This window comes from Rothia sp. (in: high G+C Gram-positive bacteria) (assembly GCF_030540545.1).
In the GTDB taxonomy this organism is placed as follows: Bacteria; Actinomycetota; Actinomycetes; order Actinomycetales; family Micrococcaceae; genus Rothia.
In genome coordinates this window covers 1-13021 of record NZ_JAUNVZ010000001.1, presented here as the reverse complement: position 1 = coordinate 13021, position 13021 = coordinate 1, and the positions used below count along the sequence as shown (strand labels likewise).

At 54.6% G+C, this 13021-nt stretch carries 13 protein-coding genes; 11 read left to right on the top strand and 2 right to left on the bottom strand.

The window, feature by feature from the left end:
- Positions 1 to 23 precede the first annotated feature (23 nt).
- Both murJ and Q4P78_RS00060 read right to left on the bottom strand, forming a co-directional pair.
- Positions 24 to 1691 (bottom strand): murein biosynthesis integral membrane protein MurJ, encoded by a 1668-nt coding sequence (murJ, locus tag Q4P78_RS00065; RefSeq protein ID WP_303338270.1) that lies wholly within the window; start codon positions 1689 to 1691, stop codon positions 24 to 26.
- A 23-nt stretch (positions 1692 to 1714) separates the two neighbouring features.
- Positions 1715 to 2215 carry an NUDIX hydrolase gene (locus tag Q4P78_RS00060; RefSeq protein ID WP_303338269.1) on the bottom strand — a complete coding sequence of 167 codons (501 nt, stop codon included), beginning with the start codon at positions 2213 to 2215 and terminating at the stop codon, positions 1715 to 1717.
- Between the two features lie 104 nt (positions 2216 to 2319).
- Between Q4P78_RS00060 and Q4P78_RS00055 the strand changes: the two genes are divergently transcribed.
- The 11 genes from Q4P78_RS00055 (at position 2320) to dnaB (ending at position 12801) form a co-directional block, all read left to right on the top strand.
- Complete coding sequence (locus Q4P78_RS00055; RefSeq protein WP_303338268.1) at positions 2320 to 3756, top strand: CCA tRNA nucleotidyltransferase; 1437 nt, start codon at positions 2320 to 2322, stop codon at positions 3754 to 3756.
- Positions 3757 to 4232: 476 nt separating this feature from the next.
- On the top strand, positions 4233 to 4556 hold the full coding sequence (locus tag Q4P78_RS00050; RefSeq protein WP_303338267.1) for a TM2 domain-containing protein: 324 nt from the start codon (positions 4233 to 4235) through the stop codon (positions 4554 to 4556).
- A gap of 222 nt (positions 4557 to 4778) precedes the next feature.
- Positions 4779 to 5081: a 30S ribosomal protein S6 gene (gene rpsF, locus Q4P78_RS00045; RefSeq protein WP_303338266.1), complete on the top strand. Its 303-nt coding sequence runs from the start codon at positions 4779 to 4781 to the stop codon at positions 5079 to 5081.
- A gap of 89 nt (positions 5082 to 5170) precedes the next feature.
- Positions 5171 to 5824: a single-stranded DNA-binding protein gene (locus Q4P78_RS00040; protein ID WP_303338265.1), complete on the top strand. Its 654-nt coding sequence runs from the start codon at positions 5171 to 5173 to the stop codon at positions 5822 to 5824.
- 89 nt (positions 5825 to 5913) lie between these two features.
- Positions 5914 to 6150, top strand: coding sequence for a 30S ribosomal protein S18 (gene rpsR / locus Q4P78_RS00035; protein WP_004005948.1), 237 nt, complete (start codon positions 5914 to 5916; stop codon positions 6148 to 6150).
- 20 nt (positions 6151 to 6170) lie between these two features.
- The gene (gene rplI, locus Q4P78_RS00030; protein WP_303338264.1) at positions 6171 to 6623 is read left to right on the top strand and encodes a 50S ribosomal protein L9; all 453 of its coding nucleotides are present in this window, start codon (positions 6171 to 6173) and stop codon (positions 6621 to 6623) included.
- A 426-nt stretch (positions 6624 to 7049) separates the two neighbouring features.
- A complete protein-coding gene (locus Q4P78_RS00025) occupies positions 7050 to 8048 on the top strand; it encodes an ABC transporter ATP-binding protein (protein ID WP_303338263.1) in 999 nt (332 codons plus the stop codon).
- Positions 8049 to 8050: 2 nt separating this feature from the next.
- A complete protein-coding gene (locus Q4P78_RS00020) occupies positions 8051 to 8947 on the top strand; it encodes an ABC transporter permease subunit (RefSeq protein WP_303338262.1) in 897 nt (298 codons plus the stop codon).
- Between the two features lie 118 nt (positions 8948 to 9065).
- On the top strand, positions 9066 to 9383 hold the full coding sequence (locus tag Q4P78_RS00015) for a hypothetical protein (RefSeq protein ID WP_303338261.1): 318 nt from the start codon (positions 9066 to 9068) through the stop codon (positions 9381 to 9383).
- Between the two features lie 1006 nt (positions 9384 to 10389).
- Positions 10390 to 11193 carry a class I SAM-dependent methyltransferase gene (locus Q4P78_RS00010; RefSeq protein ID WP_303338260.1) on the top strand — a complete coding sequence of 268 codons (804 nt, stop codon included), beginning with the start codon at positions 10390 to 10392 and terminating at the stop codon, positions 11191 to 11193.
- Positions 11194 to 11436: 243 nt separating this feature from the next.
- The gene (gene dnaB / locus Q4P78_RS00005) at positions 11437 to 12801 is read left to right on the top strand and encodes a replicative DNA helicase (RefSeq protein WP_303338258.1); all 1365 of its coding nucleotides are present in this window, start codon (positions 11437 to 11439) and stop codon (positions 12799 to 12801) included.
- Positions 12802 to 13021 lie beyond the last annotated feature (220 nt).

Sequence of the window (13021 nt, the reverse complement as noted above, 5' to 3'; positions counted from 1 at the left end):
TACGGAAAAGAGCTTGAACGGCTTTATCGGCGTGATAGAGTCTTGAGGCGTCGGGTAAGGGGAGCCACCAGAGCCAGGCCCTCATGTAGACCCACCAGGCGCATCATGGGCACATAGCAGATGGCCATAATGCTTCCGGCAATAACCAGGGAGATCACCGCACCCATCTTGGAGCCCAGGGCAAAACCGCTGAGGTTCCATGCACCCAGCAGGTAGAGCACCAGCAGAGCCGGCAGAGCCGCACCCACCGAAGCGAAGAAGGAACGGGCGTAGCTGCTAATAATCTTCAGACCCTCGTAATCACCCAGGCGGCGGCGGATTGCCACGTGACCGGTAATGAGCATCAAGAAGCTATTGATCGGGTAAATAGCCGCAAGCGCAAAGACCACATAGGGGGCCGGCAGCAGGGATGCGCCAAAGCTCATGAGTGCCATGGTGATGGATGAGAAGAGCTGCAGATTGAAGGGGGTCTTGGCGTTTTCGCGGGCAAAGAGCACGCGCGTGTACATAAAGTTCACGGTCAGCAGGGGAGTGGCGGGCGCCAGGATAATAATCAGCTGGGCAATAGCAATGGCGGCCTTAGGATTACCACCGCTAAAGAGGGTTGCTACCGGACCTGCCATGATGACCAGAGCTACGGCGCAGAAAACGGTGGCGACACCGGAGTTACGCAGACCGCGCGAGAATGCGTAAATCACGCTATCGCTATCATCGGCAATGGAGGAGGCACTCAGGCGGTTAAAGAGCACGGTGGCAATGGATACGCCCACCACGCCGTGCGGCAGCATATAGAGCATGGTGGCGTAGTTCAGAGCCTGCAGACCCGGCACCTCAATGCCCTGAGCAGCGTAGTAGTCGCGGGAGGAGACCACGGAAGCGGCCACCTGGGTCATATACATAAAGGCGATATTGGAGATCACGCCCGAGGCGAGGGTCCAGCCGGCGAGCTTTGCTGCCTCGCGCAGGCCGATGCCGCGCCATGCAAAGTCGGGGCGAATGCGCAAACCCATGCGGAAGAGCGGGATAAAGAGCACGAGCGCCTGGACCGCTACGCCCAGGGTTGCACTACCTGCCAGAACCAGGGTCTGGGCGCTGGTCCAGTTTTCCACCGAGTGTGCCGGCGGGATGGTGCTGGTATCCTGCGGACCAAAGAGGGCAATAAAACCGATCAGGGCTGCAATGGTGATGATATTATTCAGCACCGGCGACCACATATAGGAGCCAAATGCGTCCTTGGCGTTGAGTACCTGACCGATCACGGTGTACAGGCCGTAGAAGAATATCTGCGGCAGACACCATAGGGCAAAGATAACGCCCAGTTTCTGCTGTTCGGGTGTCCAGCTGGCACCCATAATGTGAATAATGGGTACGGCGCAGGCGACGGTTATGGCGGTGACTATACCGATGGCGGTCACAGTGAGGGTGACCAATTTGGAGATATAGCTCAGCCCCCCGTCTTGAGCCTGGGCGGCTTTAATGATTTGAGGAACCAGCACGGAGTTGAACACGCCGCCTGCTACCAGCACGTAGATGAGGTTGGGCAGGGTGTTGGCGGTTTCAAAAACGTCGCCCACATTGGATATGGAGCCGATGGCGACGGTGAGCAGGATTGCTTTGACGAAACCCAGCACTCGGGATACGAGGGTTCCGGCTGCCATAATGGCGCTGGCGAACGCGTCTGTTCGTGCCACCTATTCTCCTTTGATATGAGTGTTTAGAGCTGGTTTTGAATATACTGGTAGGCCCGTTCAGCGATATGACGTTCATTGGCGAAGGAGAGTTTTTCTCCCAGCTCTGCCAGGGGTACCCATGCGACGTCTACGGCTTCACGATCGGGGTCGTTATCTACGGTCAGTTCACCGCCGGTGGCGGCAAAGAGGTAGTGGTAGACCTGCTTGCGGATTCGCATTCCGGAGGCGGTAAACCAGTATTCTATGGTGCCCAGGGGCCAGATGGGGCGCCCGTTAATGCCGGTTTCTTCGGCGATTTCGCGGGTCGCTGCGTCGGGGATGGTTTCTTCGGCCTCAACATGTCCTTTGGGCAGGCACCATTCGAGGGAACCGGCGCGGTTGACTCGGGCGATGATGGCTGCGGGCATATTGGGCTGGTTAAAGTCGATGACAATTCCGCCCGCGGAGACCTCTGGGGGCATCGCGGAGGGGCGCAGGGGCACGAAGGAGCCCTCTTTGGGTGCGCGTGGTACTGGAAAAGTCATAGTTATACCTTATCCGATAGCTAGCCTTATACGGTATCTAGTGCGAGGTTATGAGAGCTACCCGATATGCTTTTTTGCGTAGAATCTGCAAGGATTAGAGGACTATGTCGCAAAAAATTGATGTGTTGAAGAAGTATCCTGACGCCGTGGCACTGGGCGAGCTGTTTGCCCGGGCGGGTTTCCAGCTGTACCTGGTGGGCGGTATTGTGCGCGATATTATTCGCCACAGTCAGCAGAATTCTTCCGATACCTTTACCGATTTTGATCTCACCACGGATGCCGAACCGGAGCAGATTCAGCAGATTATTGCTCCCTGGGCTGAGAAGACGTGGGATATCGGTAAGGAATACGGCACTATTAGCGCCCGCAAAAATGGCGTGGTTTACGAGATTACCACCTACCGTGCCGAGGTGTACGCTTCGGATTCCCGCAAGCCCACCGTGACTTTCGGTAAGGATTTGCGTGAGGATCTGATTCGCCGCGACTTCACCATGAACGCTATGGCAGCCCGTCTGCCCGATGGTGCGATTGTGGATCTTTTTGAGGGCCAGCGTGATTTGGCAGAGGGTATTATTCGTACTCCGCGCTCGCCTCAGGACTCTTTCTCTGAGGATCCCCTGCGTATGATGCGCGCGGCGCGTTTTGTGGCTCGTTTTAATATGAAGCTGGCACCCGAGGTTTTTGAGGCCATGGAACAGATGGCTTCTCGCATTGAGATTATTTCTGCCGAGCGTGTACGCGATGAGCTGGTGAAACTCATTGTTGCCCCCTACCCCAAGGCTGGTATTGAGGTACTGGTGGATTCGGGTTTGGCTGATTTTGTGCTGCCGGAGCTGCCCGCCCTGCGTATGGAGATTGACCCGGCTCATCACCATAAGGATGTCTACTGGCATTCTCTCAAGGTTATGGAGCAGGCAATGGATCGCGAGACCGGCCCGGAGGGGGATGTTCCGGCTCCCGATTTCATTTTGCGTTTTGCCTCTCTGCTGCACGATATTGGTAAGCCCGCCACCCGCAAGTTTGAGGCGGATGGCTCGGTGACCTTCCTGCAGCATGAGCTGGTGGGTGCAAAGTTGGCGCGTAAGCGTATGCGCGCTCTGCGTTTTGATAATGACACGATTAAGGCTGTTTCTCGCCTGATTGAGCTGCATATGCGTTTCTACGGCTATCGCGATGCGGGCTGGAGCGATTCTGCGGTGCGCCGCTATGTGCGCGATGCCGGCGAGCAGCTGCAGCGCCTGCACCGTCTGTCTCGTTCGGATGTGACTACTTCCAATAAGCGTATGGCTCGTTCCTTGGCTGCCGCGTACGATGATTTGGAAGAGCGTATTGAGGCTCTGGCCGCGCAGGAGGAGCTGGATGCTATTCGCCCGGATCTGGATGGCGGCCAGATTATGGCTCTGCTGAATCTTGCTCCGGGTCCGCAGGTGGGTCGCGCTTATAAGTTCCTCATGGATCTGCGTATGGAGGAAGGCCCCTTAGGGCAGGAGGAAGCGAGCGCTCGCCTGCTGGCCTGGTGGAATGAGCAACAGGAGTCCTAAGTATCTGTGCTTGGTGCTGGTACTCGGGGTGGCTTATCAGAGTGGAGGAAAGATTTCTCCGTAATATTTGATTAAAGTTCAACCTTAACTTGAAAGTAGTGCTAAGCTTGATATAACTCAACTTCTTAGAGCGCCACCCGCAGCTAAAAATTGTGCTTACTTCCGGTGGCTGCGGGTAGCGCTCTTGGAGTCTATGTCTGAGTGTGAACCTATCGGTTGAATGTAGTGTGTTGTGGTGGTGGATGTTTCACGTGAAACATTCACCACCACTTTCCATTTAAGGCTCTGTAATACCTTCTAGATTCCAAAACCCCTCTTGTGTTGTCAGAGCTCCGGGAGATACTGGGATACACGGTAGGCATATATGTGTAGAAATGCTCGTCAATCACCGGGGTATCTCATAGCTGATACATAGCTAAAAACCCTATACTCAAAGCATCAACACATAGATATACTCACTACGAAAGGAATCACTCATGGCTTATTCATCTGGAAGCTATCAACACGGCTCCGCGCCCGGCCCCCGATCCTACGTCAATGAACCCACCCGTGTCGTCTACGTAAACCGCAAGTCTGTGGTGCTAACCTATGTCCTTTGGTTCTTCCTGGGATCCCTCGGTATTCACAAGTTCTACCTGGCGCAGCCCATCCAGGGCATTTTCTATCTGCTCCTTACCGGCCTTACGGGTCTATTGGCTCCCGTGGGTCTGCCGTGGATACCGGGCGGTTTACTCCTACTGCTGCTTTTCAAGGATGCCTTTACGAATATACTGCGCGTTGCTATTCTCAACGCCCGCTAGGCGCATCCACTGCTCTAGGTATTGAGGGAGACCCGCACTTGATGATGAAGTGCGGGTGTCCCCGTTAATATCACAGCGTTTCTACTGTCATTAAGCCTATATCTGGTGTAAACTTAAACAATCTGTGTGCGCACCCTCATGGTGCGCGGCACACGATAAAGCAACATGTATCTCCTGCTATGGAAATCCCATAGCCGTTTAGCCCAAAGGAGGGGTTTAATCATGCGTGCATATGAACTGATGGTTATCCTCAGCCCCGAGGTTGAGGACCGTGCGGTTGAGCCTTCGCTGTCCAAGTTCCTCGAGATCGTCACCAACGATGGCGGTTCTATCGAGAACGTAGACATCTGGGGTCGTCGTCGCCTGGCATACGAAATTCAGAAGAAGTCCGAGGGTATCTACGCAGTGGTTAACTTCACCGCAACCCCCGAGACCGCAGCTGAGCTCGATCGCGTTCTGAACCTGAACGAGTCCGTCATGCGCACCAAGATCATCCGCCCGGAAGATCAGAAGATCTCCAAGTAAGGTCTTTAGCTCACCTGCTTAACCTGTCCGTTAAGCATGGTGAACTAGAACTAACATACTTGAACCCATCTCATAAGTAGGAGGCATCCATGGCAGGCGAAACCGTCATTACTGTGGTCGGTAACCTCACCAGCGATCCTGAACTGCGATACACCCCCAATGGTGTAGCCGTAGCAAACTTCACGATTGCATCCACTCCGCGCACCTTCAACCGTGCAACGAACCAGTGGGAAGACGGTGAGGCACTCTTTCTGCGCGCGTCCATCTGGCGCGACTACGCAGAAAACGTCGCTGAATCCCTGAAGAAGGGTACCCGCGTTATCGCGCAGGGTCGCCTGAAGTCTCGCACCTATGAGACGAAAGAAGGCGAACGCCGCACCTCCTTCGAGCTAGAACTCGAAGAAATCGGTCCGGCACTGCGCTACGCAACCGCAAACGTAGCCCGCTCCGCGCGCGGCAACGGCGCAGGTGGCAACTTCGCAGGCGCCCCGCAGTCCAACTTCGGTGGCGACAATGGCTTTGGAGGCGGCGCTGCACAGGGATACGCTCCCCAACAGCAGAGCTACACCAATAATGGTTACTCCAACGCCAACGGTTTCAACTCCGCCCCCGCCCAGCAGAGCGCACCTGCACCTCAGCAGGCACAGCCTCAGTCTGCTCCTGCAGCTGATCCCTGGAGCTCTCAGGCAGGCGGTAACTACAGCTGGGGAACCGGCGCTGCTAGCGACGAACCCCCGTTCTAAACCGTTCACGTTTTCTTTCACACCATAAATTATTCATCCATCCCGCGGTTTAAGGCCGCGGGCTCCCAAACTCATGAAGGAGCACCACGATGGCTAAGGCTGAAATCCGTAAGCCCAAACCCAAGCAGAACCCGCTCAAGGCTGCTGACGTCACCGTAATCGACTACAAGGACGTCGCTCTGCTGCGCAAGTTCATCTCCGATCGCGGCAAGATCCGCGCTCGCCGCGTAACTGGCGTGACCGTTCAGGAACAGCGCAAGATCGCTCAGGCAATTAAGAACGCCCGCGAAGTTGCACTGCTGCCCTACTCCGGCGCTGGCCGCTAAAGAGAAGGAGAGTATAGAACATGGCTAAGATCATTCTGACTCAGGAAGTTTCCGGTCTCGGTGCAGCTGGCGATGTTGTCACCGTTAAGAACGGTTACGCACGTAACTACCTGCTGCCCCGCGGCTTCGCAGTGACCTGGACCGTAGGCGGCGAGAAGCAGGTGGAGTCCATCCGCGCAGCTCGTGCAGCACGCGCAAAGGCTTCCCTGGAAGAAGCAAAGGCACTGGCAGCAGCACTGTCCGCTAAGCCCGTTGTGATTGCTCACAAGGCTGGCGTAGATGGCCGCCTGTTCGGCACCGTCAAGGCTGAGGCAATTGCTGAAGCTGTTGAGGCTGCAGGCATTGGCTCCATCGACAAGCGCACCATCCACCTCGGTTCCGCTATCAAGCGCACCGGTGCACACCAGGTAACCGTTCGTCTGCACGACGACGTTGTTGCTAACGTTGAGCTGGATGTTGTTGCAGCTGCATAATGCATAAGCAATAGCTTAAAATTCTAGAATTTTCTAGGATTCTAAAGGGGTAGTACCTATAGGTACTACCCCTTTTGCTATACCTGAGCTATTCACTGATTCTGGTGTAGCAAAGATCCCGCAGGGGATGATGCTCTTTAGATCCGGTAGGGCTGGAACGCAAGCGAACTCTGGAATGTCCCTCCCAGGGCATCGTCCCATGCGCTTTAATCAGATTGTTTCACGTGAAACATTCACTCACTGCACTCTCCACGTTTCACGTGAAACATTGCAAAGCCCCTACCCGATAAGCTGTCGGATTGGGGTTTCACTCAGGGGGCTCGCGTCATAATTCCGTAATATACGCAATAGGCTAGGAGAAGAGGAGTTGCGGGGGTATTTTAGAAGTACAGCATCACCTGTCGATACTGTAGAAAAGAGATTTCAATGTTAGAAGTCAAAAACCTGACGAAGAAGTACGGTTCCAAAGTAGCCGTTGATAATATCAGCTTCACGGTGCCCAATGGCAAAGTCACCGGATTCCTTGGCCCCAACGGCGCGGGTAAGTCAACCACCATGCGCCTTATTACCGGGCTGGAACACGCCAATTCCGGTACAGCACTGGTCGATAATGTACCCTACCGCACCCTCGCATCCCCCATGACCAGTGTTGGCGCGCTGCTTGACGGTAAATCCTTCCACCCCGGTCGCAGCGCATACCAGCACCTGCGCACCCTGGCGCTCACTCACTCCATCCCCGTCTCCCGCATCAAAGAAGTGCTGGAGCTGACGGGTATTTCCTCTGTTGCCAACCGTAAAGTGGGTAAATTTTCCCTGGGTATGACCCAGCGTTTAGGTATCGCCTCGGTACTTTTGGGAGACCCGCAAAACATTATTCTGGATGAACCCGTCAACGGTCTCGACCCGGAAGGTGTTGTGTGGGTTCGCCAGCTGGCGCACTACCTCGCCTCCGAGGGTAAAGCCGTACTGATTTCCTCGCACCTGATGAGCGAAATGCAGCTGACCGCTGACGACCTTATTATTATTGGTCGCGGTCGACTGCTGGAGCATACCTCCATGCAGCAGCTGCTCGACCGGGTCAGCGAGCATCGCTTCATGGTGCGAACCGATGAACGCGAACGCCTGCAGAATCTTCTGCACTCCCGCTCCATTGCCACGGAGCCTTTAGAACATGACGCTCTCATGGTGCAGGCACCCGCGGAGGAAATTGCCCGCCTTGCGCTGGATGAGCGGATCCTCGTCTATGAGCTTTCCTCTCGCAAAGCAACCCTGGAAGATGTATATTTGCGGCTTACCCGTGGGGAAGAAGAATATAGCTCCTTGTTTCCCAAGTCTTCGGTTGCCCCGGTAGAAGAGCCCTCAGCGCCCGCATCAGATATCCCCTGGCAGGAGTCTTCCGCCTCGACACCGGCAGGAAAGGAGTAATCATGACTGTCGCACCCTCCACTCTCCCCGCACAACTTTCTGCACAAAAGAGCGCGTCCCGCGCACCCAAACTCTCAGTGATTGGAGTGCTCCGCGGGGAGCACTATAAACTACGCACCTTGCCCTCCCCGAGGATCCTTTTCCTGGTGGCTCTGGCACTTATGGCGGGCTTTGGTGCCCTGTACGCGTGGACTCTCTCCATGACCTACGACCGTATTCAGCACGCAAAACCGGGGGATATGATTCCCTGGGGTGGTTCGGCTCTACCGCCCGAGGCTGTGGCGGAGCAGCTCAAGCAGGTGGTGTTTTATCCGGCGGCTGCCGGTGCCACCTTAGGCGGTCTGCTTTTCCTCTCGGCGGCAGTGAACTTTATAGCCACGGAGTACTCTACCGGTTCCATTCAATCATCCTTGATTGCCGTGCCACGTCGAGGACTACTGCTGCTGGCTAAGACTATTTCTATTAGCGTGGTGGCTTTTATCCTGGGCTATGCGGGCTCGATATTAGGTTTTGTACTGGGTCTTCCCATTCTGCCCGAGGCAATTCGCCCCGAGATGGACGGCGGCATGTACCGTCTTTTTGCCCTGGTAGGCCTGCATATGGTGGTGTTGAGCTGGATGGGTCTTGGTCTGGGTGCTCTGCTGCGATCCAATGTGGGAGGTATTGTGGTGGCTGTTGTGCTGCTTTTCGTGCTTCCCCTGCTGCTGGCTGTATTTAGCGGGGTCGAGTGGGTCAAGGATATTACGGTATATACTCCCTCGAATCTGGGCAATATGATAATGACCCATGATATTGATAAGGTCAGCGATCCAAACCATACGGTGCGTACTCTCTGCTTTATGGCGTGGGGTCTGGTGCCGTTGGTAGCGGGATGGTTGCGTCTGCGTCTAGATGATTAGAATCTGGATATAGGCGAGTCCTGTCTACAAGAAATAACTGAAGGTTCGGGCGGGTAGAACACTACCCGCCCGAGCCTTTTAAATACCCTGTGCGTCCCAGCTCCGGTACTCTGGGTATATGGCTAAATCTTCTGCTCCCCGTTCTTCTAGCGCTCAGCTGTGCATAACGAGTGCTATTTTTACCGTTGTGACTCTGGTGTCCTCGGCACTCATGTTTATCCCTTTATCGATGAGCCCGGATGCGGCAGCCGGCCTGTGGGCACTGTGCATGATTGTCGGTACGATTAGTTCCCTGATTGGCCTCTCCTGTGCCCTGGTGGGTTTGGTTCGTTTCCGCTCCTACCGCTGGCAGAATATTGTGCTGGCTGCGGCGACTTTTCTGCTCAATCCTTTCTCGGTCATTATGTTTTCGTTGGTGGTTAACCCGTCTGTATAGGCGGTTTCAGAAGGCTAGAGGTGCGTTCACAGGCTTCTGGGAGCGCTCTCCCAGCATTCTTCCAGCTAAACACAATCCTTTGTTCAGGTAGCTGGTGTTTACTATAAGTGTTGGTTCGAGAGGACTGCGATGTGAATGTGTGTGTTTCGTATATCTGACAAAGAGTGTTAGATACGAAGCAGAAGGGCGAAACCTCAAATGAAGGTTTCGCCCTTCTGCTTTTAATCTCGAGATGGATTGAGCGCGGGAATCTCAGAAGAGCAAGAGCGCGGAGCAACCATCTCAAGAGGATAATCCTCCAGGAGCCTCATAGAAGTAGCTTTCACGATCCGCTAGACAGACTCTGTACCTGAGTGAATTGTTGAAAGAACAGAGCCGCGCAGCGCAGAAAAGCTGCCTTCAAGACTTGTAGAGGGACCGTATTGGGGCGTATATCCAGAAAATTTTTGAAAATTTCTATAGATTTTCCCTCTTCACTCAGAGCATAGATTTCCTCCGCAATAAGCCTATATGTGGTTTTACGTGGGATTCTAGGGGTGGTCTGGCTCTACTTTCCCACATGAACCCACACAATCCCATGCATTCACAGGGTTCTTTCAGTTTTCACAAATTGGGAATAAAGGTGGATGCCTCATAGTTATATCAGTGGGTTCGAGAGAACCTACGAAGAAAGTTGGACTTCCATAGCGGAAGTGGCTCTGATTTTCGTATGTATGTGTGTGTGATGAATGGGGAGAGGTCTTCGGACTTCTCCCCATTCTCTTTTAAGCTTGATCTCTCCGCGCCACAGCACCTGCCCGGATCTGCCTGGGACTGGGCGCTCGCCGCTGAGCGCGCCCCGAGAGCCTGGCTGCAGAACTCATGCCTATCTCAGGTCACCCTAGAGTTCATATTCCGTAGTGCTCACTGTAGAAATTGATAGCCCGGGCGGCGGGGGAGTAGAATACAATTAATCTTGCCCAACCGATGCAAATTATATGCACTGCGAATTAAAGGAGATCTACGCATGGCACAGAACGTACCCGGCACCGACCGTCCGGCAGAAAAGGCAGCCGGCCACTGGCTTCTGGCACAGCTCGGTAAGAAGGTCCTGCGCCCCGGCGGCCGCGAAACCACTGAATTTCTGCTGCGCCGCGTTCTGGGCGGCGAGATTGATGTCGTAGAGTTCGCACCCGGTCTGGGCATTACCGCCCTGGAAATCGTCAAGCGGCAGCCGGCAACCTACACCGGTGTCGACCTGGATCCCAAAGCAGCTGAAATCGTCCGTGAGCGCATTGATGCAGCAAACCACCCCAATTACCGTGTGGTCAACGCTAGCGCAGAAGAAACCGGCCTGCCCTCCGAAAGCTTTGACGTGGTCGTGGGTGAAGCAATGCTGACCATGCAGACTGACCACCACAAGCTGGACATTATGAAGGAAGCAGCGCGCATCCTGCGTCCCGGCGGTTTCTACGCTATTCACGAGCTGAGCCTGACCCCCGATTACCTGCGCCCGGAAATCCAGCAGGAGATCCAGCGCGATCTGGCGCGTAGCATCCGCGTGAATGCCCGCCCGCTGACCGTGAGCGAGTGGACTCGCCTGGCTGAAGAGGCAGGTTTCGAGGTCGTGGATATGTACCAGACCGATATGGCTCTGCTGGAACCCAAGCGCATGATTGCTGACGAGGGCGTGGGCATGGCTAAGATTCTCTTCAACCTGGCACGTAAGCCCCAGATTCGCGAGCGTGTTCTGGGCATGCGCGCAACCTTCCGCAAGCACGCCGATCACATGGGTGCTATTGGTTTGGTGCTGCGCAAGAAGGAAGCATAAATCCTTTGCCCTGTGGGCTCGGTAGATGAGACTCGTGGAGATACATAGAGAACAATAGAGAATGATGCCTCGGGTTCGGCACCTGCCGTGCACCCGGGGCATCATTCTCTATTCCTTTAGCCCTGCGCTCATTCGGGATTAATTGCTGCCTGCTGGCGCCATCATGGGGGATAATAGGGGAAGGCAGAGCTGTGTCTCTGCCCCATGACCCTATGACCCGTAGTTTTCTTGGAGGAGTTTTTCATGTCTGAATCCCCCGTCGAATATGGCGCTCGCTCTATGCCTCATGATGAGGTTGCTGAGCAATCGGTGCTGGGCGGCATGCTGCTCTCCAAAGACGCTATTGCCGATGTGGTTGAGGTGCTGCGCGCCGGGGACTTCTATAAGCCCGCGCATGAGCTGATCTATGAGGCGATTCTATCCCTCTACGGCCACGGTGAGCCCGCCGACCCGGTGACGGTTGCAGCTCAGCTCAAGAAGCAGGGTGAGCTGACCCGTGCCGGTGGCGCAGTATACCTGGATACTCTGACCAATACTGTGCCTACCGCGGCCTCTAGCGCCTACTATGCCGATATCGTCAAGAACCACGCGATTATGCGTCGTCTGATTGAGGCGGGTACTAAGATTGCGCGCCTTGGCTATGATGGCGATGCCGAGGTGGACCAGCTGGTGGATGCTGCTCAGGCTGAGATTTATGCGGTCTCCGATGGTAATGCATCGGATGATTACAAGCCGTTCTCTGAGGTTCTGGAAGCAACCGTTCAGGAAATCCAGGCAAATGCGGACCGCCCCGATGGTGTGTACGGTGTGCCCACCGATTTTGCGGAGTTTGATGATCTTACCGGTGGCCTGCATCCGGGTCAGATGATTGTGATTGCGGCGCGTCCCGGTGTGGGTAAGTCGACTCTGGCGCTGGACTTCGCGCGTTCTGCCGCGATTAAGCACAATATGACTACCGCGTTCTTCTCTTTGGAAATGAGTCATACGGAGCTTGCTATACGTATTATTTCCGCTGAGGCCAAGCTATCCATGGGTCGCCTGAAGAAGGGTGAGCTGGAGGAGTATGACGGTTGGTCTCGTCTGAGTCTGGCTCAGGGCAAGATGCAGTCCGCACCCCTATTTATTGATGACTCTCCGAATATGACGCTGATGGAGATTCGCGCAAAGTGCCGTCGTCTCAAGCAGCGCAATAATTTGCAGCTGGTGGTTTTGGACTATTTGCAGCTCATGTCTTCGGGTAAGCGTGTGGAGTCTCGTCAGCAAGAGGTTTCTGAGTTCTCTCGTAGTCTCAAGCTTTTGGCTAAGGAGCTTGAGGTTCCCGTGATTGCTCTGTCCCAGTTGAACCGTGGTTCTGAGCAGCGTACGGATAAGCGCCCGATGATTTCGGATCTGCGTGAGTCTGGTTCTATTGAGCAGGATGCGGATATGGTGATTTTGCTGCATCGTGAGGATATGTACGATCCTGATTCTCCTCGTGTGGGTGAGGCGGACATGATTATTGCCAAGCACCGCGGTGGTCCTACGAAGACTATTTCTCTGGGCTTCCAGGGTAAGTACTCTCGCTTTACGAACCTTGCTCCTAATATTGAGGAGCCTCGCGGAGCTTAGGTCTTCTCTCTATAGAGGTATAGATGAGGGGTGGAAGGGTATATGGAGGGTGCGTTAGCACCCTCCATATACATGTGACTCACTTCATGCAATATCGAGTTGCACGACCTCCTCAAAGCCTGTATAGTTATATGAGTCGCCGCGAGACGGTGACGAAAACTGAAAATAACCTTCCTGGTTGATTCACCTAGTTGTGGTGTTGATGTTGGGTGTGGTTTGT

Excerpts from the sequence above, each read along its gene's own strand:
- rpsF (WP_303338266.1), top strand. The coding sequence starts at position 4,779 with ATGCGTGCATATGAACTGATGGTTATCCTCAGCCCCGAGGTTGAGGAC.
- Q4P78_RS00015 (WP_303338261.1), top strand. The coding sequence starts at position 9,066 with ATGGCTAAATCTTCTGCTCCCCGTTCTTCTAGCGCTCAGCTGTGCATA.
- Q4P78_RS00020 (WP_303338262.1), top strand. The coding sequence starts at position 8,051 with ATGACTGTCGCACCCTCCACTCTCCCCGCACAACTTTCTGCACAAAAG.
- Q4P78_RS00055 (WP_303338268.1), top strand. The coding sequence starts at position 2,320 with ATGTCGCAAAAAATTGATGTGTTGAAGAAGTATCCTGACGCCGTGGCA.
- Q4P78_RS00040 (WP_303338265.1), top strand. The coding sequence starts at position 5,171 with ATGGCAGGCGAAACCGTCATTACTGTGGTCGGTAACCTCACCAGCGAT.
- dnaB (WP_303338258.1), top strand. The coding sequence starts at position 11,437 with ATGTCTGAATCCCCCGTCGAATATGGCGCTCGCTCTATGCCTCATGAT.
- Q4P78_RS00010 (WP_303338260.1), top strand. The coding sequence starts at position 10,390 with ATGGCACAGAACGTACCCGGCACCGACCGTCCGGCAGAAAAGGCAGCC.
- Q4P78_RS00060 (WP_303338269.1), bottom strand. The coding sequence starts at position 2,215 with ATGACTTTTCCAGTACCACGCGCACCCAAAGAGGGCTCCTTCGTGCCC.
- rplI (WP_303338264.1), top strand. The coding sequence starts at position 6,171 with ATGGCTAAGATCATTCTGACTCAGGAAGTTTCCGGTCTCGGTGCAGCT.
- rpsR (WP_004005948.1), top strand. The coding sequence starts at position 5,914 with ATGGCTAAGGCTGAAATCCGTAAGCCCAAACCCAAGCAGAACCCGCTC.
- Q4P78_RS00025 (WP_303338263.1), top strand. The coding sequence starts at position 7,050 with ATGTTAGAAGTCAAAAACCTGACGAAGAAGTACGGTTCCAAAGTAGCC.
- Q4P78_RS00050 (WP_303338267.1), top strand. The coding sequence starts at position 4,233 with ATGGCTTATTCATCTGGAAGCTATCAACACGGCTCCGCGCCCGGCCCC.